17 protein-coding genes are annotated in these 20,768 nt (G+C 38.6%); 13 read left to right on the plus strand and 4 right to left on the minus strand.

Going from position 1 to position 20,768, the window contains the following annotated elements; all coding sequences use genetic code 11:
- Window positions 1-168: 168 nt before the first annotated feature.
- From ACUN8G_RS07130 to ACUN8G_RS07185, 12 genes are all read left to right on the plus strand, one after another.
- On the plus strand, window positions 169-1,071 hold the full coding sequence (locus ACUN8G_RS07130; protein WP_437347724.1) for a 4Fe-4S dicluster domain-containing protein: 903 nt from the start codon (window positions 169-171) through the stop codon (window positions 1,069-1,071).
- A complete protein-coding gene (gene nrfD / locus ACUN8G_RS07135; RefSeq protein WP_437347723.1) occupies window positions 1,071-2,306 on the plus strand; it encodes an NrfD/PsrC family molybdoenzyme membrane anchor subunit in 1,236 nt (411 codons plus the stop codon). Before ACUN8G_RS07130 ends, nrfD begins: the two co-directional genes overlap by 1 nt.
- Window positions 2,306-3,400, plus strand: a complete 1,095-nt coding sequence (locus ACUN8G_RS07140) for a cytochrome c3 family protein (RefSeq protein ID WP_437347722.1) — start codon at window positions 2,306-2,308, stop codon at window positions 3,398-3,400. The genes nrfD and ACUN8G_RS07140 overlap by 1 nt, the downstream gene beginning before the upstream one ends.
- Window positions 3,397-5,289, plus strand: a complete 1,893-nt coding sequence (locus ACUN8G_RS07145; protein WP_437347721.1) for an ATP-binding protein — start codon at window positions 3,397-3,399, stop codon at window positions 5,287-5,289. The genes ACUN8G_RS07140 and ACUN8G_RS07145 overlap by 4 nt, the downstream gene beginning before the upstream one ends.
- Window positions 5,282-6,100 carry a response regulator gene (locus ACUN8G_RS07150; RefSeq protein WP_437347720.1) on the plus strand — a complete coding sequence of 273 codons (819 nt, stop codon included), beginning with the start codon at window positions 5,282-5,284 and terminating at the stop codon, window positions 6,098-6,100. The genes ACUN8G_RS07145 and ACUN8G_RS07150 overlap by 8 nt, the downstream gene beginning before the upstream one ends.
- Before the next feature lie 24 nt (window positions 6,101-6,124).
- The gene (locus ACUN8G_RS07155; RefSeq protein WP_437347719.1) at window positions 6,125-7,267 is read left to right on the plus strand and encodes a response regulator; all 1,143 of its coding nucleotides are present in this window, start codon (window positions 6,125-6,127) and stop codon (window positions 7,265-7,267) included.
- A gap of 241 nt (window positions 7,268-7,508) precedes the next feature.
- Entirely contained in the window at window positions 7,509-9,911 is a 2,403-nt protein-coding gene (locus ACUN8G_RS07160) for a multiheme c-type cytochrome (protein WP_437347718.1), read from the plus strand.
- Between the two features lie 87 nt (window positions 9,912-9,998).
- Window positions 9,999-10,544, plus strand: a complete 546-nt coding sequence (locus tag ACUN8G_RS07165) for a multiheme c-type cytochrome (RefSeq protein WP_437347717.1) — start codon at window positions 9,999-10,001, stop codon at window positions 10,542-10,544.
- 9 nt (window positions 10,545-10,553) lie between these two features.
- Window positions 10,554-11,822, plus strand: a complete 1,269-nt coding sequence (locus ACUN8G_RS07170) for a hypothetical protein (protein ID WP_437347716.1) — start codon at window positions 10,554-10,556, stop codon at window positions 11,820-11,822.
- A 6-nt stretch (window positions 11,823-11,828) separates the two neighbouring features.
- On the plus strand, window positions 11,829-13,034 hold the full coding sequence (locus ACUN8G_RS07175; protein WP_437347715.1) for a cytochrome c3 family protein: 1,206 nt from the start codon (window positions 11,829-11,831) through the stop codon (window positions 13,032-13,034).
- 15 nt (window positions 13,035-13,049) lie between these two features.
- Window positions 13,050-14,045 carry a cytochrome c3 family protein gene (locus ACUN8G_RS07180; RefSeq protein ID WP_437347714.1) on the plus strand — a complete coding sequence of 332 codons (996 nt, stop codon included), beginning with the start codon at window positions 13,050-13,052 and terminating at the stop codon, window positions 14,043-14,045.
- A gap of 113 nt (window positions 14,046-14,158) precedes the next feature.
- Window positions 14,159-15,295: a 4-phosphoerythronate dehydrogenase gene (locus tag ACUN8G_RS07185; RefSeq protein WP_437347713.1), complete on the plus strand. Its 1,137-nt coding sequence runs from the start codon at window positions 14,159-14,161 to the stop codon at window positions 15,293-15,295.
- Between the two features lie 38 nt (window positions 15,296-15,333).
- On the opposite strand, the gene ACUN8G_RS07190 is transcribed toward ACUN8G_RS07185, so the two are convergent.
- The 3 genes from ACUN8G_RS07190 to ACUN8G_RS07200 form a co-directional block, all read right to left on the minus strand.
- Window positions 15,334-16,929: a phosphoenolpyruvate carboxykinase gene (locus tag ACUN8G_RS07190; protein WP_437347712.1), complete on the minus strand. Its 1,596-nt coding sequence runs from the start codon at window positions 16,927-16,929 to the stop codon at window positions 15,334-15,336.
- A 102-nt stretch (window positions 16,930-17,031) separates the two neighbouring features.
- Window positions 17,032-18,306: a 3-deoxy-D-manno-octulosonic acid transferase gene (locus ACUN8G_RS07195; protein WP_437347711.1), complete on the minus strand. Its 1,275-nt coding sequence runs from the start codon at window positions 18,304-18,306 to the stop codon at window positions 17,032-17,034.
- Window positions 18,303-19,355 carry a glycosyltransferase family 9 protein gene (locus ACUN8G_RS07200; protein ID WP_437347710.1) on the minus strand — a complete coding sequence of 351 codons (1,053 nt, stop codon included), beginning with the start codon at window positions 19,353-19,355 and terminating at the stop codon, window positions 18,303-18,305. Before ACUN8G_RS07200 ends, ACUN8G_RS07195 begins: the two co-directional genes overlap by 4 nt.
- Before the next feature lie 66 nt (window positions 19,356-19,421).
- Between ACUN8G_RS07200 and ACUN8G_RS07205 the strand changes: the two genes are divergently transcribed.
- Window positions 19,422-19,682 carry a hypothetical protein gene (locus ACUN8G_RS07205; protein WP_437347709.1) on the plus strand — a complete coding sequence of 87 codons (261 nt, stop codon included), beginning with the start codon at window positions 19,422-19,424 and terminating at the stop codon, window positions 19,680-19,682.
- A 62-nt stretch (window positions 19,683-19,744) separates the two neighbouring features.
- Here ACUN8G_RS07205 and fbp read toward each other — a convergent pair whose 3' ends face one another.
- Window positions 19,745-20,755, minus strand: a complete 1,011-nt coding sequence (gene fbp, locus ACUN8G_RS07210) for a class 1 fructose-bisphosphatase (RefSeq protein WP_437347708.1) — start codon at window positions 20,753-20,755, stop codon at window positions 19,745-19,747.
- Window positions 20,756-20,768: the final 13 nt, after the last annotated feature.

A 20,768-nucleotide genomic window follows, 5' to 3' on the forward strand; every position in this document is an offset into this window, starting at 1 on the left:
AACGAGTTATTTCTAGATTATCAAAGAGAATAAAGGTACAATAATATCCTTAATATCATTTTTTCATTGACTTAATTTTTTTTAAAATCTAATTTAGAATAAGATAATAAACTCCATTTAGTAATTTTAAAAGTCGTTCAATGCGGCTTTTAATCAAAAGGAGGAAAAATGTCAAAGCAAACAAGAAGAAATTTCATCAAAACAGCAGCTGTTGCAGGGTCAGTAATTGCAGGATTACCCAAAAAGACGGATGCCGCTCCTAAAAACATTTTATCTGATGATCGGATGGGTGTATTGGTTGATACGACTGTATGTGTAGGATGCCGAAAATGCGAATGGGCTTGCAAAACAGCTCATGATATGCCTACTGCTCCCCTTGAAACTTACGATAACAGAGAAGTAATGAAAAAAATGCGTCGACCCGATCATACTTCTTTGACTGTTGTAAATGAATATGAATTCGATGACTATCCAAAATTCCCAATCGACGTAAAAGTCCAATGTATGCATTGTGATCATCCCGCTTGCGTATCGGCATGTATTGTTGGCGCCTTTTCGAAAGAAGAAAACGGAAGTGTAATCTGGGACTCCAGCAAATGCATTGGATGCCGCTATTGCATGGTTGCCTGCCCATTCCAAATTCCATCTTTTGAATTTCATAAAGCAATCCAACCCGAAATTAAAAAATGCGACTTTTGTTTCAGTCGAACTAAAGAAGGGAAATTGCCCGCTTGTGTCGAAATTTGTCCGATGGAAGCCCTCACCTATGGCAGGCGAAAAGATTTGATTGACGTTGCACGGCGAAAAATTGAACTCTATCCCGACAGATATATCAATCATATTTACGGCGAAACAGAAGTTGGAGGCACTGCCTGGCTCTATCTTGCAAGCAGAAAATTTGAGGATTTACAATTTCCTAAACTGGGGAATAGCCCTGCACCAGGTGTTACAGAAGCAATTCAACACGGCATATTCGCCTATTTTCTACCTCCAATTGCACTCTATGCTTTGCTCGGCGGCGTAATGTGGATTAATAAAAATCGTAAAAAATCTGAGGAGGGGGAAGAATAATGGAAGATTTTATGAAACCGACTGCACTCAAAACAAAATATTTTACTCCCGGTGTAATTGTCATTTTTGTATTTGCGACAATAGGAATTCTCTTTTTACTTGCAAGATTATTCTTCGGACTTGGAGCTGTGACCAACTTGAGTAACCAGTATCCGTGGGGCATCTGGATTGGAATCGATGTTGCAGCTGGAGTGGCACTGGCTGCGGGTGGATTTACTACAGCTGCTCTGGGTCACATAATGCACAAAGAGGAATATCATGCCATTGTTCGTCCCGCTCTGCTGACAGCTCTACTGGGCTACACTTTCGTTGCGCTCAGCGTTGCTATGGATCTCGGTCGCTGGTATTATATATGGCATCCACTCATTATGTGGAACGGAAATTCTGTTTTGTTCGAAGTAGGTATGTGCGTAATGGCATATCTTACCGTTCTCTATATCGAATTTATACCGATTGTAACTGAAAGATTTATTGGCAGGGTTAATCTGCCGGGCTTCCTCTCATCACTTAATAAACCGATTGATTCGTTGTTGAGAATACTCGACAAAACTCTCAATAAAACTATGTTTATATTTATAATTGCTGGTGTAGTTCTTTCGTGCTTGCATCAATCGTCACTCGGTACATTAATGGTAATTGCCGGCCCAAAGATGCATCCCCTCTGGCAAACTCCTATTCTGCCATTGCTCTTTCTCCTCTCGGCAATCTCGGTTGGTTTTCCAATGGTGATTTTCGAGTCACTAATTACCTCCAAGTCTTTCGGCCTAAAACCTGAAATGAAAATCCTTTCAAACCTCGGTACTATGGTTGCTCCTTTGCTTGGTATCTATCTGGCTTTTAAACTCGGCGATATGGTAATTCGTAAAACTTTTGTTTATCTAAATGAAATTAACACCGCAAGTATTCTCTTCCTAATAGAAATTTTCTTTGGCATTATAGTTCCACTCAGAATATTTATTTCTCCTAAGCTCACGAAAACTCGAACGGGTCTTTTTATTGGTTCTGCGCTCGTAATATTCGGAGTACTCCTGAACAGAATAAATAATTTTATAATAGCTTACAATCCACCGTATAAATTCACACCATACTTCCCTTCAATTGGGGAAATATTTGTAACTCTCGGTTTTGTGGCACTCGAAATACTTCTGTTCCGTGCTTTTGTGATGGTATTCCCAATAGTATCGGTGCCTCAACCCATAGCATCCAAAACCAAATTTTTTATCAGAGGTAAATAATGAAAAAAATAATAGTAGTTTTATTGTTGACGCCTCTATTTCTGTATGCACAACATTCTAAATTGAATTTAGAATGTAAAACATGTCATTCATGTGATATTCCTACCAAAGAGAATCCATGTTTGATAGATTGTCCGAGAGAAGAGTTAATACGAATAGATCAGAAGCCCGAGGAAACTTCACGAATAATAAAGATTGATAAGATAAAAGAAACAAATCTTTACGAGCCGTCTATTTTCGACCATTATGCACATTCGGATATGTCAATTATGTCCGGTGACTGCAGAATTTGTCACCATTATAATCCGCCTGGAAATATAATTAGTTGCTCAAAATGTCATAGTCCACAGCGCAAGAGAAACGATATCAGTAAACCTGATCTCAAAGCTGCCTACCATCGACTTTGTATCTCATGTCATCGAGAGTGGAGTGGTAACGTCGAATGCATCAGCTGTCATGCGCCTGTCGGCTCGCAAAAGAATCAGGCATATAAAGTTTACGAGAAAAAATCGATTCACCCGGAAATCAATGCCCCTGTCAAGAAAGTTTATAACACAAATTTTTCAAAAGGAAAACTGGTTACGTTTTACCATGAAGAACACAATAAAACCTTCGGATTCGAATGTAGTGACTGCCATAAAAACGAGAGTTGTGTAAAATGCCATGCTATTAATAAATCCGCGCTTAAACAATCGCCAGCAATACTGCATTCAAAATGTAATAAGTGTCACGATACGGAGAATCAAAAATCATGTTACTTATGTCACTCGAACGTCGAAAAAACGATGTTCAATCATAAACAACGCACCGGTTTCGATATTTCAAAATTCCATTCCGACTTAAAATGTTCCAGATGTCACGTAACCAAAGGTAAATATACTGGACTTAATAAAGAATGTAAAAACTGCCACGGTATCTGGACAACTGATAATTTCGACCACAAGGTAACAGGATTAATTCTCGACGAGGTTCACGTTGAATTCGAATGTGAGAACTGTCATCAGGATACGTCGTACCAGAATAAAACATGTGAAAATTGTCACGACGATAAATCGTATCCCAACGATAAACCCGGAAAGGTAATTAAAAAATGAACGGACTCAATGAAATACATTTTTTTAGAAAAATTGGATTGAAATTAATTTTGATTGTAAGTCTAACTGTCGTTTCGATAATAGGGGTATACGCTTATATAAAAATAAATTTTCAGTCTAATCGTCTTCTTGCCGAAGTGGAACGTCATGCAAATCAACTGAGCGAAACTATTAAAAACAGTACACGATACGGAATGATGCTCAATCAAAGAGATTATGTGGACGAAATTGTAAAGACGATCGGACAGGATAAAACAATCCACAATATCAGAATATACAACAAAGAAGGGAGAATCATCTATTCAAGTAATCCGGAAGATCTGGGCAAAATGCTCGATAAAAAAGCCGAGAGTTGTTATGCATGTCATGCTGAAAATAAACCGCTCGAGCGCCTTCCTATGAAACAAAGAACGCGTATTTTCAAACTCGGCGATAATTCACAGCGAATCATGGGGATAATTAATCCAATTTATAACGAGAAATCGTGTTACGAAGCCGAATGTCATGCTCACCCTAAAGAAGCTTCGGTTCTCGGCGTTCTGGACATTACGATCTCACTCGAGGAAATAGACGCCACTATAAAAAGAAACGAAATCCAGGAATTAATTTTTACAATCGTCTCAATTCTTTCAATTGGGATTATCATAAGCATTTTTGTCAAAAGATGGGTAGACCATCCCGTTAAAGAGCTGGTAAAAGCGACCAATCAGATTGCCGCCGGAAATTTAACTTATGAAATTAAAGAGATAAGTAACGACGAATTGGGATATCTTGCTAAATCTTTCAATAACATGACAAAAAAACTTTACGAAACGCAACAGCAATTATTCCAATCGGATAAAATGGCTTCTCTGGGCAAGCTTGCAGCAGGCGTAGCACACGAAATTAACAATCCTTTAACCGGAGTGCTTACTTACAGCAGTTACTTGATGAAAAGAGCTAAAGATAATCCCGAATTGCAGGAAGATCTGCAGGTAATTGTAAGGGAAACGATGCGATGCAGGGACATTGTAAAAAGCCTACTCGATTTTTCAAGGCAGTCCTCGCCCAGAAAAAATCTTATTAATATCAATGAGATAATCGAAAGGACAGAATCGGTAGTTCATAATCAACTTGCTCTCAACAATATTAAACTGACAAAAATACTCGAAAATAATTTACCACAAATAGCCGCCGACCAGAATCAAATACAGCAGGTTTTGTTAAATCTTATTTTGAACGCAATCGACGCCATCGGTAGTAAAGGCGGTGAAATAATAATAAAAACAAAACAAATGACACTTCCACCTAAAGGCTACATGCACATCAAAGGGGCACTTTGTCCAAAGAATCACAATTTGATCGACAACGAAAATAAAATAGCCGGAATGTCGTCCATTCGAGTAAAAATGAAATCGGGCGATAACGAAGGCAATGTATTCATCGACCCAATTTACGGCAGGTCGCAGCATTACTTCGGAATTCCAATCGAAAAAAATTCTCGCATAAGTATTCATTGTCCAATTTGCGACGTCTCATTAATAGATCGGAATTTAAGCTGTCCGGTTTGTGGCGGACCCGTATTCAAATTCGAAGTACCCGGTAAAGGCTATGTAGAAATGTGCGCTTCGTTCAACGATGACTGGCAGAGGTGGGAAAGAATCGACAATGCCGGCAATAGAAAATTCGTCGAGATCGAAATTTCTGACAATGGATGCGGTATTCCACCTGAACATTTAAATCGTATATTTGAACCCTTTTTTACAACTAAGGGACAAAAGGGAACCGGTCTCGGATTATCCGTAGTCTGGGGAATTATCGACAATCACGACGGCGCTATTTCGGTTAAAAGCGATACCGGCAAAGGGACAACTTTTTCAATTAAACTTCCGGCCGAAAATTATGAATAGTGATTTCGACATATTGATAGTTGACGATGAGACCGTCATTATTGACTCGATATTTAAAATATCCAAACTTAATAATCTAACGGCTGATTCCGCCGAGACTTATGATACAGCAATTCAAAAAATAAAAAGTAATCGGTACAGACTGATTATTTGCGACATTATGCTGCCCGACAAAGACGGCTTTGAAGTCCTAATGTCGCTCAATGCAATCAGGTACGAAGCGCCTGTTATAATGATTACGGGTTATACTACGCCCGAGATGGCAGTCAAATCGATTAAGCTTGGAGCTTTTGACTTTCTTCCCAAGCCCTTTACTATTGATGAACTTTCGGCCGCTATAAAAAGAGGCATAGCCTATTGCAATCTTAAATACAGAAGAACTAATTACAAAAACGATTTACTTTATGTGCAGTGCCCTTCTACGTACTACCGTTTCGGGTATGGCTCGTGGATAAGACCCGATTTGCCGGTTAATATTATCAGCGAAGAATTTAGCTATGGAAGTTTTGTTACAGGTGTGACGGACTTGTTTGTAAAACTAACAGGAGGGGTTAGAAAAATTGAGCTGTTTCAAATAAACGATAAAATTTCCCAGGCGGCTGTCTCAGCTTATATTACAGACAATGACGGTTTAACCCATTCTTTTATCATGCCGCTAAGCTGTCGAATAATTGACTGCAACGAAAAGCTCATTGAAAATCCTGAATTGATCGAAAAAGACCCATATTTCGAAGGATGGTTTTATAAAGTGATTCCGCTGAATTTGAAGGAGGAAAACGAAAACTTAATTCCGTGTAGTTCCGACAGATAATTTTTAACAACAGGAGAAATAGATATGTCGTTATTCGTTTTACTTTTAATCATTTTGATAATTGTGGATGTAATAGTCAGATTATTTATCAAAAAATATGAAGATGCAAAACTCCGCAAAGAAAGAGAAGCGGTGCTTGCTGAAGTCATAAAGGTCGACTACGGCAAAGAAGTCAAAACGTTAAAAAGAGCAGAAGTTCCAAACCCGAAAGCTCGTATTCTTTGTGTCGATGATGAAGACGTAGTGCTCGACAGTTTTCGGAAAATACTGGTACTTGACGGCTACTCCGTCGATACAGTAAATTCAGGTCACGAAGCAACTACTCTTGTACAGAGTCATCATTACGATTTTGTTTTTACCGATCTTAAAATGCCGGAAATGGACGGAGTCGAGGTAACAAAAACAATTAAACACTTACGACCGGATATCGATGTAATTATCATAACCGGTTATGCAACTGTTGAATCGGCTGTCGAGTGTATGAAATACGGAGCAATGGATTACGTTCAAAAACCATTTACCGAAGATGAGCTCCTTGATTTCACAAAAAAATGTCTTATCAAAAGGCAGGAGCGGATAAAGAAACAGCTCAAACCTCGAGTTCATATTTCTCACCTACCGGAAACCGAAAAAATTGGACAGGGAGAATTTTCGATACCCGGCGGAGTGTTTATTTCCGATAATCACTGTTGGGCTGCCATTACCGAAAACGGTGAAGCTCGGATTGGAATTGATGATTTTGCAAAAAAAATTGTAGGAAGAATTGATAATATTGAATTTCCGAATCTTGGTATGAATATCAAGAAAGGGCAAACATTATTCAGCCTGATTCAGAAAAACCGCGTTATCAAATTTGTTTCGCCTTTAAGCGGTATGGTAAAAGCAATTAATAACGAATTGCGAGAAAATATCGAACTGCTCGATATTACTCCCTACGGCAAATACTGGATTTGTACACTCGATGCAGATAATCTCGAATCCGAACTTGCCGAACTAAAAATCGGGAAAAGCGCGGTGGCTTTTTATCAGGAGGAAATCGATAGATATCTCGAAACTTTCAAGGATAAAGTCAAAAGCGCTAACGGGAAAGAGAATTCTTTTAGCGGAATTGAAAATCTGGAAGATAAAGACTGGTATCTGGTTGTAGGCACGTTTTTCGAAAAATAATTCTTCAATCCCGCAGGAAATAATCTGCGGGATTTTTTAATCAACATTTTTATTGCTTTAGTCTTTACCAGTAGATATCTTTAGACAGGATATTTAAGTCCATTATCTTATTAATACGAAAGAGAATTCTCATTCTTAATAAATAAATTTATTGCCGAATAAAATTATGGATTTTCAACCGTTCATTTTTCAGCACGATATTTGCTAATTATGTCTTTCGCATAAATTATCTGGAGATTAAATGATTCGTAGAATTGTTCTTTTATCTGCCTGTTCCTTACTTATATTGTTTAACTATGAAATAAATGCTCAGGATTTTAACTGTCTTGACTGTCACGAAATAAGTATCGAAAAATCCGTTCACTACGAAGCAATTGAATGCCAGGACTGTCATCAGGATGTGGTTGATGAAGAACATGCGGAGAAAGGCGCTAAAAAAGTTGACTGTTCAGTTTGTCACGACGACAAGGTTGCCTCGGTTCAAACAGATATTCATCATAGATTGAAAATTAAAAACGCACCTGGATGCGTTTCATGTCACGGCTCGCACGAAATCAAAAAGCCGTCGACTTCCCTCGCTGCCAATTCCAAAGATTATTGTTCAAAATGCCATGAAGCAAAACCATTGCTTACAAATTACCATGTTGAAAAGGTCAGCAAAAACAATTGCCTCAGCTGCCACAAAAAGGAAGACGTTAAACTAACACTTCCTACGTCTGTTCATAACAAACTCGAATGCGCTGATTGCCACAGCTTTATTGCTCAAAATATTTCGAAGCATCCTAAGAATTTAAAAATTACTGAAATTGCAAATTGCTATTCCTGTCACGTCGACATTGCCGCTCAGCACAAAGAAAGCATCCATGGAATTGCTCTAAGCGAAGGTATTGATGACGCAGCTAAATGCTGGGACTGCCATGGTTCACATGATATCAAAAAAGTCGACCATCCTTCAAGTCCAGTTAATTCTGTTAACATTAGCAAAACCTGCAGCAAATGCCACGATAATCCCGAGATTGCTAAAAAATATGAGATCGGGCTGGTAAATCCTGGCATAAAATACAGCAATTCAGTTCACGGCATGATGGTAAAGAGTGGCAACAAAGGAGCCACATGTACTACCTGTCACGGTGTTCACGATATAAAAAATAAAGTTCAGCAAGGTTCTAAAATCTCAGCATTTAATTTGCCTGAAACATGCGGACAATGTCACGAGAAAGAAACCAAGGAATATTTAGAATCAATTCATTGGATACGTGCCAAAAAAGGCTATCGTGAATCTCCCGTTTGCAACGACTGTCATAACGAACACGATATTAATCCAATTTCCGGTTCCAACAAAAGGCTCGAAGCCCGTAAAATACAGCAAAAAACCTGCATGGTTTGCCATGAAAATCCGCGTATTACTGAACGTTTTGGTATAAACGGCAATAAGGCTAAATCGTACCAGGATAGCTATCACGGACTTGCAGTTATGCGCGGCGATAAGGACGCAGCTATGTGCGTCGATTGTCACGGTGTACACAAAATTTTACCAAAAGAACATCCCGCATCCACTGTCAACGTATCGAACGTTACAGAAACATGTAAAAAATGTCACCCTGACGCTACTCCAGTCTTTTCACAAAGTTATTCTCATGTAACAATAAATGAAACTGCTGCCAAAGTCGAACAAATTGTAACTGACATCTATTTCTGGCTGATCTTCTCTGTCATAGGCGGCATGATTCTCCACAACCTGCTCATTTTCTTATTTGAAATCAAAAAGAAGAAAAAAAGAATCGAAAAAGAAATTACCATACCACGTTTTACAAGGAGCGAAGTAGTTCAACATTTCCTACTGCTTGTTTCGTTCATAGTGCTGGCAATTACGGGTTTTGCACTTAAATATCACACGAGCTGGTGGGCAGAATTATTAATGTACTTTGGAATGACCGAAACCGTTCGTCAATATATTCATCGCGGTGCTGCAGTTGTTATGATTGGCGTAGGTGTATATCACATCTTCTATCTTCTTTTTACACCTCGAGGAAGAGAAGTTCTCAAAAATCTATTGCCAAAACATACCGACATAATCGAAGCACGAGATACAATACTTTATTACCTCAGAATCAAAAAGGAAAAACCGATATACGACAAATACGACTACACTGAAAAAGCTGAATACTGGGCTTTAATTTGGGGTACTGTAATAATGGGAACGACAGGATTTATTCTCTGGTTCCCAACTGTTGTGGGCGACTGGGCTCCTGTATGGCTGATTAAAGTTAGCGAGTTGATTCATTTCTACGAAGCTATCCTTGCTACTCTTGCAATACTCGTATGGCACTGGTTCTTCGTTATTTTCCATCCACATGAATACCCGATGAGTTTGACCTGGATCGACGGCAAAATGACTCTCAAGAACTACAGACATCATCACGAAAAACATTTCAGAAAAGTTCTTCTGGAATGGAAAGAATTTAAAGCCGGCAAACGAGAAGAGAAAAAACTAAGCAACTCTACTCTTCTATTTACCAAAACATTGAGAGAAAATAATCTTGACCCGGATACTATTTTCGACAAAGAACTCGAAAACGACCCCGAACTGAGACTATGGCTCGACAATAAATTAAATACAGAAGTAAATAAAGGAGAGAAATAGAGATAAAAAGACACTTGCCTCTTGATATTGATTGAGCTATATTCATTATAAATTAATAATCAACTATCAATAAAGTATGGAGGATATATGTTTAGAAATGGTATCCATATTACCATCTTAGTGGCACTATGTTTCTTTTTAATAAGCGGTACATCGATGGCGCAGGGACACGCATATACTGGAGTAGAATCATGCGGTATGTGCCACAAGACTGAAAAGCAAGGCGAACAATTAAAAATATGGCAGAATAGCAAACACGCCAATGCATACAAAACTCTTATGACAGAAGAAGCAAACAAACTTTCAGGCGAAGTAAAAGCTGTCGAAAATCCAAAATGTCTAAAATGTCACGCAAGCGGTTATGACGTCGACCCAAAATTACTCGGGAAGAAATTCTCTGTTGCAGATGGTGTCCAATGCGAAACATGCCACGGTCCAGGAGAAGACTATAAATCAATGAAAGTTATGAAAAACAGGGAAGAAGCTGTTAAAAACGGATTGATAATATGGAAAGACGAAGCCGAAATTGAAAAAAATTGCAAAACTTGCCACAACGAAGAAAGTCCGACTTACAAAGAATTCAATTTTGCCCAGATGTGGCCTAAAATTGCTCACCCTGTTCCTAAAAAATAAAGGCTGAACATGAAAAGGTTATTATTATTATTATTTTTTCTATTCATGCCGTTTATATTAGAAGCTCAAAATATAAACGGCAGAATAACATCTTCAATTTATTCTTTTGAAAGATTTAATACCGCCAGTTCATCTGATACATATTTCAGAACGTACCAGGCATTAAATTTGAACGCGAATTACTCAAAGTTCTCGCTGCGCACACGCTTTAATTTCGAAAGTAATCTGAGCAATACACTCGATGCCGATCCACGCTTTCGATTTTACAATCTTTATCTCGAAGCTCGCGACCTCTTCGGTATTGCTACTGTTAAACTTGGACGGCAGCCACTCTTTACACCTGTGGCTGGTGGCCTTTTCGATGGTATTAATCTTAAATTAAAGTATGCCGGATTTTCGCTGACAGGCTTCTACGGCGGTAACCTGCCAGCTTATCAAAAACTTGAATTAACCGACGACTTTAGCAACAATTATATTTTGGGCGGTCGTTTTGAAACAGTTGCACTAAATAATTTTCGTCTTGGCATTTCGTATATCGACAAAAATTTCAAATCGATGGATTACTATGCTGAACGCCTCGACGAGAATCTTGACCCAATTACTCTACTCATTCAATCTAAATCGAATCAATACAAGTTACTTTCCGCAGATGCTTATTATTCGTACGATAATCTTGTCGACGTAAGTACTCGTTACGAATATGATTTGAATTACGAAGTGACTTCAAAATTCGAACTCGACGGAAGAGTAAACGCAACCGACAAATTTGGCTTTAATTTCTATTATAATTACCGGGAACCGAGGATACGTTACAACTCGATATTCTCTGTATTTGATTACGGAAATTCGCAGGAAATCGAAGGAGGTTTCGACTATAAATTATCTGCTTTCTATCGCCTCTTTGTAAAATATGGAAATGTAAAATTCGATTCCGAAAATTCTTCGAGATTGAATCTCGGACTTACTACTCAGTATGGCTCGGTTTCTTACCGTAAGACTTTTGGCGACGCTGGCGAGCTCGACGCTGCCTCGATCTTCTTAGCCAGGTCGTTCGTCGAAGGATTAATTACACCTTCTGTTGGACTTACGTACACCAGTTACAAACTATCGAGCGACGACGAAACCAACTCAATTACTTCTCTCCTGGCTGGGATTAATTTCAGACCATGGAGAATTTTATCTTTCGATTTCCAGACTCAGTATTTTAACAATAAAATTTATAAGAACGATTTCAGAGTTTTATTCAAAGTTAATTACTTGTTTAATACAAACTTGTAGACTATTATGAAAATTAAATTTATTTATCTGCCGCTCGGCCTTTTAATCTTCGTATTTATTACAGTAGCAGCCATTGATGCGAATAAAGGCAACGAGCCACGTAAAACGAACAAAGACATAATAAAATTTTCTCACGAGCTTCATAGTGAAGTAACAGACTGTGCGTCGTGTCATACCAATGTGGCAAATAGCACAAAAATAACCGACCGACTTTTACCCGAGAAAGGTGTTTGCGCTACGTGTCACGACGTTGAGGATACGGATAATTGCCAGATGTGTCATTATGAAGATGTTTTCGAACCTCTAATCCAAACAAAAAGTTCGCTGATATTCAACCACAGTTTTCATATCAACGAGCAAAAGATGGAATGCACTACATGCCACAAAGGATTAGACGGTGTAGATTATGGCTTTGAATCAAAGAGCGTCAATCCACCGATGAGTAGTTGCATTACATGCCATAACAACAAATCGGTAGCTGTAAACGACTGTGAAGTCTGCCACGTTTCAACTGTCAATTTACTTCCCGAAGACCATCAACAGGCAGGGTTTTTCAGGGCACATAAATTTAAAGCCACCGCCATGGATAGCAATTGTGAAATGTGTCACGACAATAGTTTTTGCGAGGCCTGTCACGTTTCGACTACAATGATGACAGAGACAAATTCAGAAACCGATTTTTACGTTCCATACTCCCCGCATAAATTTACAGACAATACAAAGACTCAGGAGATAACAAGGGTTCATGATTTGAATTATCGTTTCTCGCATGGTATCGATGCAAACACTAAAGCTACCGAATGTCAGACATGTCATCAGGTAGAAACCTTCTGCGCTGAATGTCATAACAATGGCGGAGGCGATTATGCACTTGAAGGAACTATGCCGGCTTCACATTCAAAGCCTAATTTTGTTACAATCGGAGTTGGAACCGGCGGTGGGCAGCACGCAATTCTTGCCAGAAGAGATATTGAATCGTGTTCTGCATGCCACGACCTTCAGGGTGCCGACCCGAATTGTATCCTCTGTCATGTGGATAACGATGGCGTTAAAGGAACTAACCCGAAAACCCACGTAAGCGGATTTATGAACGACTCGGATGGCGCCTGGCATTCCGATTTTAATGCCGTATGCTACTCGTGCCATACGGATGCCAATGCCCGTCCCGACGGTATTAAAGGTGTGGGATTCTGCGGTTATTGTCACAATTAAAATTTTGGGTAGATTATGAAATACATTAAATATTATTTGGTCTTATCGTTAATATTCGTTTTGGCTGCTTGCAGTGACGTTCAGGAGGAAATTACTCCACCAGCTCAAATGAGCGTTCATGGTACTGGATTTTTGTCACAATCCTCCGATAATTTTCACGGCAAAAAGCTGACAGATAATAGTATGGAAAGTTGTAAACAGTGCCATGCATCGAATTATTCAGGTGGTACTTCGGGCGTTAGCTGTGTCAATTGTCACCCTGCAATTAATGTCCACGTCGACGGAATTTTACTCCCCAATTCAGATAATTTTCACGGAAGATTTATAGCCGCTACAAATTGGAATTTATCTCAATGCGCTCAATGCCATGGGGAGAATTATACTGGAGGATATTCCAGCCCTCAATGTACAAACTGTCATAATAAAGCAGGTGGTCCTGAAGCTTGCACAACCTGTCATGGCGATTTCTACAAAGGCGATAACATTGCTCCACCACAGGCTACCAATAATGCAAAAAAAACTACAGACCCGGCAGTCGGGGCACATCAAGCTCATTTGAATGCATCCATTCTGTCCAATCAAGTAGCATGCACGGAATGCCACATTATTCCTTCCTACTTTGAAGCACCCGGACATATTGACAACACACAACATGCAGAAGTTTTATTCGGTGCATTCTCTTCTTCAGGACCTTCAAATCCGTCGTATGATTTTGTAAACAACACTTGCAGAAACACTTATTGTCATGGCAATTTCGAATTCAAAAAAGAAAATTCGGAATATCAATTCATCTATACAGCAGATAAAATAACAGGAAATAATTTTTCACCGAAATGGAATCAAGTGGACGGAAGTCAGTCGGCATGTGGAACCTGCCACGGTTTGCCGCCTACCGGTCACGAAAGCTACGAAATCCGAGCCTGTGGTATATGTCATGAAGGAATTGTCGACAAATACGGCAACATTATCGATAAATCAAAGCATATCAATGGCAGAATTGATTTATTCTAAATTTTCTCACCTTTAAAAGTTAGGCCGGCCCTCAAAAAGCCGGCTTTTTTATTATCCTGATTGAATCATAATTTGATTATTTTTGTCACTAAAAAATTTTTGAGGTCATTAAAATGCTGATAGTAGCAGACGAAAACATACCACAGGTTAAAAGTGCATTCGGACAATTTGGCGATGTTAGATTATTTCACGGTAGATCAATTACAAACAAAGACCTTATCGATGCGGATGTTTTGTTAGTAAGATCGATTACTAAAGTAGATAAAAATCTTCTCGAAGGGACTAAAGTTAAATTTGTAGCCACTGCCACAATTGGAACAGACCACATCGACCAAGATTACCTTCGCAAAAATGGAATCCAGTTTGCCGACGCAGCCGGGTGTAACGCCTATTCGGTCGCAGAATATGTAATTAGCGCTATTACTGAAATTTTTTTCCGCAATAATGTAAGTTTCCACAACAGTACACTTGGCATTATCGGTTACGGCAATATCGGTACAAAAGTAGATGCATTTGCCAGGTCGCTTGGTATAGATACAATAATTAATGATCCTCCGCTCAAAAGGAAAAGTGGGGATGAAAAATTTAAGAGTCTTCAGGAAGCGCTCGATTGCGATATTATTACATTCCATGTGCCTCTGAATAAAGGTGGACTTGATAATACAATTCACCTCTTGAATGAAAACAATATTAAAAATATTAAAGACGGTTCTTTGTTGATTAATTCCTCGCGTGGACCCGTTGTTGACAACATAGCATTAAAAAATGTTTTAAAGCACAATAAAAGATTTTACGCTGTCCTCGATGTGTGGGAAAACGAACCATCTATCGACAGAGAGCTACTCAATATCGCCGATATTGCAACACCACACATTGCTGGATATTCTTACGAAGGCAAACTCAACAGCACTCTCTTTGTATACAATAAATTTTGTGAATACATCGGAGTCGAGAAAACCTGGAAGCCCGATTATTTATCCCTGCAGAATAACTTAATTAAACCACCACAAACAGAAAACAATGTTGAACTAATGAAGTACATTTTAAATAATATTTACGATATCAATGAAGATAGTATTAAACTTAAGGAAGGTATAAAATTATCTGACGAACAATTTCCACGTTACTTTGACGACTTAAGAAAAAATTATAAAATACGGCGTGAGTTTTTCAATTATAAAATTGATAGTTCTTCATTAAGGACAGAACAGATTTCTTTTCTAAAAACCTTACGTTTTGAAATTGTATAAAATGCTGTTCCGATAGCCATACGGAACAGCATAAATTATCAAACCAGAGGGCCGGCATTTTTTACTTCTTCAGAAACATTATTTTCGAAGTTCTTAAAATTTTCTTTGAACATGTTTGCTAACTTACGAGCTGTTTCGTCATATTTGGATTTATCCGACCAGGTATTTTGAGGATAGAGGATACTATCCGGAATGCCATTAATTTTTGTTGGCACTTCGAGTCCGAAATAATTGTCTTTGTAGGTTTCGACTTCATTGAGTTCGCCAGCAAGAGCAGCATTGAGCATTCTGCGTGTATATTCAATCTTCATCCTGCTGCCAATGCCATAAGGACCACCTGTCCAACCAGTATTTACAAGCCAGCAGTTCACGTTATATTTTTGAATTTTGTCCCCCAGCAATTTTGCATATACTGAAGGTTTAAGGACCATAAAAGGAGCGCCAAAACAGACGCTGAATGTTGCCTTGGGCTCTGTTATCCCCTTTTCCGTTCCAGCTACTTTTGCCGTATAGCCCGATAAGAAATGATACATTGCCTGTTCAGGTGTAAGCTTTGCAATTGGCGGCAGTACTCCGAATGCATCTGCCGTCAACATAACAATATTTTTCGGATGCCCTCCTCTGCCATCGGGAACAATATTGGGGATATAATTAATCGGATAAGCTGCGCGGGTATTTTCAGTAAGAGAATCGTCGTCAAGGTTAAGCATTCTTGTATTCACATCCATGGCAACGTTTTCCAGAATTGTCCCAAACTTGCGTGTTGTTTCATAGATATAAGGTTCAGACTCAGCCGATAATCTGATTACCTTTGCATAGCAACCGCCTTCATAATTAAATATTCCTCTGTCGCTCCAGCCGTGTTCGTCGTCACCAATTAATTTTCTCTCCGGGTCGGCAGATAAAGTTGTTTTGCCAGTTCCCGATAATCCAAACATTACTGCGACATCGCCATCCTTTCCCACATTAGCCGAACAGTGCATCGACATAACACCTTTGAGAGGCATAAGATAGTTCATTACTGTAAAAATCGATTTTTTAATTTCTCCGGCGTAACTTGTTCCCCCAATTAATACAAGTTTTTTACCGAAGTTAATAATAATAAATACGCCGGAATTCGTGCCGTCGGTTTCCGGGTCGGCTTGAAAATATGGCAGATTTATCACGGTAAATTCCGGTTTATGATTTATAAGGTCGTCGCCATGCGCTTTGATAAATAAATTTCTTGCGAATAGACTATGCCATGCTGTTTCAGTAATAACTCTTATTGGCAGTCGATATTCAGGGTCTGCACCTGCATAACAATCCTGTACATACAAATCCTTGTTCTGCACATAAGAACACATATGTGCAAATATTCTATCGAAATATTTTTCTTCAATCGGTTTATTGACTTTACCCCACCAAATCTGTTCCTGACTCGAAGGTTCTTTGACCAAAAATTTATCGTTCGGGCTTCTGCCGGTATGCTGCCCTGTTCTTACGACAAGAGGTCCCATGTGAGCAATCATCGCCTCGCGACGTCTTGCCGCCTGTTCATAAAGCGCTGGAGTTGAAAGATTGTAGAAAAGATTATTAATATTCTTTATTCCCATGTCGTTCAATTGCTGCCAGATTTCTAATTTTGACTTCATGAAAACTCCATTTGATTATATAATACGATACAAAGGTATAAAATTGGAATTACTTTATCAACTTAGGTATTTTTAATCGGATGGTTTACTTATTACGGTTATTTATAGGTATTTGTAAATTTCTTTAATTATCTTATCTGTAGCGCCTGTATTGGATTTGACAAAGTTGCCAGCTATTTTCCCGATTTTAGACCGATATTTATCGTCGGTAATCAAACGCCTAAATGCTCTATAAGCTTCCTTTTTATTTTTAATAATAATTCCGCCGCCTATTTTATGCATTTGAATAGCTTCCTGGCTCGTTTCAATTTTGGGACCGTAGACGACGGGAATTCCATATACTGCCGGTTCGAGTACATTATGAATTTGACGAAAACTTCCGCCAACATAAGCAACATCCGCATAACTATAGAGTGTTAGCAAGATACCAATCGAATCTACAATAATCACTCGTTCGTCTCTGTAATGATTCATAAGCGAAAATCTGATTGTGGAATATTTATTATGAAAATCGCTTTCAATCTTTTCGAGATGCATTAAATCGGGTTCGTGTGGAACGACAATAAGCATTAGTTCCGGCACATATTTCATTAACTTGATAAGGGCGGGAAAAATTATCTCCTCATCGGCCTCCCAGAGACTGCCAAGTACAAGCGTTTTTTTATTTTGCAAAACATCTTCCCGAATGATTTTTTTTTCCTTTGCAGTTAAGCTTTTAATATAAACTCTGTCAAAACGCGTATCGCCAACAGGAATAACTTTTTCTGGAGATAATCCGAACTTGAGGAAATTAATGGCATCGTTTTCAGATACAGTTAGAATTTTTGCAGCGCTTTCGAAAACATGCTTATGAAAAGAATTTATTACAGGTAATAAACGTTTGCTGCCCGAGCGCATCGTAGCATCTGCTATTATATATGGTATACCTCTTTTTTCGAGCTGCCAGATTGTATTCGGCCAGATGTCGTATCTCATAAATACGACCAGGTCAGGCTGCGTTATGTCCAGAAAACGTTTAACATCCTTTATCGTGTCGAAAGGCATATAGGAAATTATATCTGCATGTGAATATTTAATTGAATTTCGGTAGCCAGAAGGAGAAAAAAATGTAACAAGAATTATTAACTCTTTTTCTTCTTTTAATTTTTCAATAATTGGTTTTGCTTGTTCGAATTCACCCATAGAAGATGCGTGGAACCAGACCAATTTTTTTCTACGGTCTATACCGGCAATAGCAGGAATTAGATTTTCGAACAAGTACTTCCTGTCAGCGACACTCGTCCTTACCTTTTCGCCTGCCAGGGGGGAAACAACTTTTATTAGCTCAAAGAGCGGATAAAAGAAAGCATTATATAAAATTTGCCAGAGTATTTTCATCTATCTTCGAGTAATTCTATAATATTATTAAAAACAAGTTCTGGGGTTAATTCTGTCATGCATTTAAAATGACCTCTGGGACAATTTTCCCGCCCGATATGACTGCAGGGGCGACATCTCAATCCTTCATTTTCTACCAGTCTAAATTTAACTTTATACGGAAGGAAACCAAACTCTTTGACACTTGAACCAAATATTACAATCAGTGGAATATTTTGAGATGCAGCCAAATGCATTAAACCAGTATCGTTGCTTACAACAAGTTTACACCTTTTCATGTGAGCCGCCAGATTTAGCAGGTCGTCATCCGTACTCAAATCTACCGCCTCTGGAATTCTGCTGGCAATTGTATTGCATAATTCCCTGTCGTCCCTTCCTCCGAATAGGAGTGTTTTAATTCCTCTTTCGTAAATCTTGTTACCCAATTGAACAAAATAGTCAGACGGCCACATTTTAGTAAAATGCTTTGAGCCAGGACAAACTCCAATATAATTGCCCTCATCCAATTCGATATGAATATCGTTCGGCAAAAAAACTTCTGTACCGTAATCATCCAGTTTCAAACCGGGAACTGCAGTGGAATAAAGTTCAGGTATCGATTTAATTTTATCGTATAAATTAATCCTGAATTTAGATAAAAAAATTTTTTTTGCGGTCGGTTTTCTGAAACGGAATATTTGTCCTCCCGCTGCAATATTGATTCTGTTACTCCTTAAATTATTCTGCAAATCGACTACGATATCATAATTTCGAGAGGCTATGTATTTCAATAATTCCTTTTTATTATTTATTTCATACTGCAGCACTCTGTTTAGATATTTATTGTATTTCAGTGCATCAACATACTGAGGTTTAACCACAAAATCGATTTCTGAATTGTTATATTTTGACTTCAATGCGCGAATAACAGGTGTGGTCAGTATTACGTCTCCAAGTGAGCTGAGTCGTATTACGAGAATTTTTAGAGGACGATTTTCATTCACAAAGTGAATACCATTTTTTATTGCAAATTTAGATATTTCGTCGAACGATTCAAAACCCGTAACCATATCGTTGGCAACTAAGCACAATCTTCATTATTTTTGACAAACAAATTATGAAATGCGAGTTGAATTATGACTACATTACCATCGCCCGGAACAAAGACTTTTCCCGAAGACTCATTAGAAAAAAAATGTTATAATTTTGTTGAAACGCTGGCAAAGTATATACCAATTCCGAATGAGAGGTACAGATTAGCATTCAATTTATATCGTTTTAAAAAAGGTGAAGGTGATCCACCAGCGGTTATTTTGAGATCGGCAAAAATCAAGTTTGAAAATATTAGCCAGCAAGAACTTGCCGCTTTGATTGACGAAGGCATCAAAAATTTCTGATTTATATTAAAGGCTGGATTTCTTCCAGCCTTCTTTAATTTTATGCCACTTGAAAATCTGCTTTATTCTTTCTCTTCGTTCAGGAATTTTTTCAAAAGAATAATATCATCTTTACTGCCTGCAAAAATTGGCGTTCGTTCGTGAAGTGACGAGGGAATTAATTCCAGAATTCTTTTTTCTCCATCGATAGCCATTCCCCCTGCAGCTTCAATGATAAACGAAAGGGGATTGCATTCGTAAACAAGTCGCAATTTACCTTTTGGATTCCTCCTGTCGCCCGGATACATAAAAGTACCACCGTACAATAGTGTTCTGTGGATATCGGCTACCATCGAACCAACATATCTCAACTGATACGGTTTGCCTTCAAACTTATTTGCCTGCAAATGCTTTATATACTTTTTCAATCCCTCACTCCATGAATTATAATTACCTTCATTAATACTGTAAATTCTGCCGCGTTCTGGAATTTTAATATTATCATGCGAAAGGAGGAATTCGCCAAAGGCTGGATCCAGCGTAAATCCGTATACACCGTGTCCTGCACTGTAGACAAAAATGGTTGAGGGACCGTATACAATATAGCCCGCAGCCACCTGCATGTATCCAGGTTGAAGACAGTCCTCAATTGTGCCAGGTCCATTACCCGGCGTAATGCGTCGGTAAATCGAAAATATTGTACCGATACTCACATTTGCTTCGATATTCGACGAGCCGTCTAAGGGATCAAACAAAAGAACATATTTCCCGATTTTTTGATGAGGTGGTAAGTGTATTATGTTTTCGTCTTCTTCGGACGCCATAACACAGAAGTGACCACCGTGATCCATTGCTCGAATAAGCATTTCGTGTGCGAAGATGTCAAGTTTTTTTACTTCTTCGCCGTGTACGTTGGTCTTTCCGGTAAAACCAAGAATTTCAACAAGTCCTGCTTTGTTTACTTCAAGAGAGATTACTTTGGCAGCAAGTCCCAATTGCAGTAGGATGGCCGACAGTTCTCCTGTAGCCTCAGGATGCAACTTTTCGCCTTCAAGGATATGACGGGGGAGCGTCATAAATTGCTTCAAGGGCATAACGCCTCCTGCA

This window comes from Melioribacter sulfuriphilus (assembly GCF_052656625.1).

Bases quoted from the DNA above. Each gene is read 5' to 3' on its own strand.
- ACUN8G_RS07130 (WP_437347724.1), top strand. From the start codon at position 169: ATGTCAAAGCAAACAAGAAGAAATTTCATCAAAACAGCAGCTGTTGCA.
- nrfD (WP_437347723.1), top strand. From the start codon at position 1,071: ATGGAAGATTTTATGAAACCGACTGCACTCAAAACAAAATATTTTACT.
- ACUN8G_RS07140 (WP_437347722.1), top strand. From the start codon at position 2,306: ATGAAAAAAATAATAGTAGTTTTATTGTTGACGCCTCTATTTCTGTAT.
- ACUN8G_RS07145 (WP_437347721.1), top strand. From the start codon at position 3,397: ATGAACGGACTCAATGAAATACATTTTTTTAGAAAAATTGGATTGAAA.
- ACUN8G_RS07150 (WP_437347720.1), top strand. From the start codon at position 5,282: ATGAATAGTGATTTCGACATATTGATAGTTGACGATGAGACCGTCATT.
- ACUN8G_RS07155 (WP_437347719.1), top strand. From the start codon at position 6,125: ATGTCGTTATTCGTTTTACTTTTAATCATTTTGATAATTGTGGATGTA.
- ACUN8G_RS07160 (WP_437347718.1), top strand. From the start codon at position 7,509: ATGATTCGTAGAATTGTTCTTTTATCTGCCTGTTCCTTACTTATATTG.
- ACUN8G_RS07165 (WP_437347717.1), top strand. From the start codon at position 9,999: ATGTTTAGAAATGGTATCCATATTACCATCTTAGTGGCACTATGTTTC.
- ACUN8G_RS07170 (WP_437347716.1), top strand. From the start codon at position 10,554: ATGAAAAGGTTATTATTATTATTATTTTTTCTATTCATGCCGTTTATA.
- ACUN8G_RS07175 (WP_437347715.1), top strand. From the start codon at position 11,829: ATGAAAATTAAATTTATTTATCTGCCGCTCGGCCTTTTAATCTTCGTA.
- ACUN8G_RS07180 (WP_437347714.1), top strand. From the start codon at position 13,050: ATGAAATACATTAAATATTATTTGGTCTTATCGTTAATATTCGTTTTG.
- ACUN8G_RS07185 (WP_437347713.1), top strand. From the start codon at position 14,159: ATGCTGATAGTAGCAGACGAAAACATACCACAGGTTAAAAGTGCATTC.
- ACUN8G_RS07190 (WP_437347712.1), bottom strand. From the start codon at position 16,929: ATGAAGTCAAAATTAGAAATCTGGCAGCAATTGAACGACATGGGAATA.
- ACUN8G_RS07195 (WP_437347711.1), bottom strand. From the start codon at position 18,306: ATGAAAATACTCTGGCAAATTTTATATAATGCTTTCTTTTATCCGCTC.
- ACUN8G_RS07200 (WP_437347710.1), bottom strand. From the start codon at position 19,355: ATGGTTACGGGTTTTGAATCGTTCGACGAAATATCTAAATTTGCAATA.
- ACUN8G_RS07205 (WP_437347709.1), top strand. From the start codon at position 19,422: ATGACTACATTACCATCGCCCGGAACAAAGACTTTTCCCGAAGACTCA.
- fbp (WP_437347708.1), bottom strand. From the start codon at position 20,755: ATGCCCTTGAAGCAATTTATGACGCTCCCCCGTCATATCCTTGAAGGC.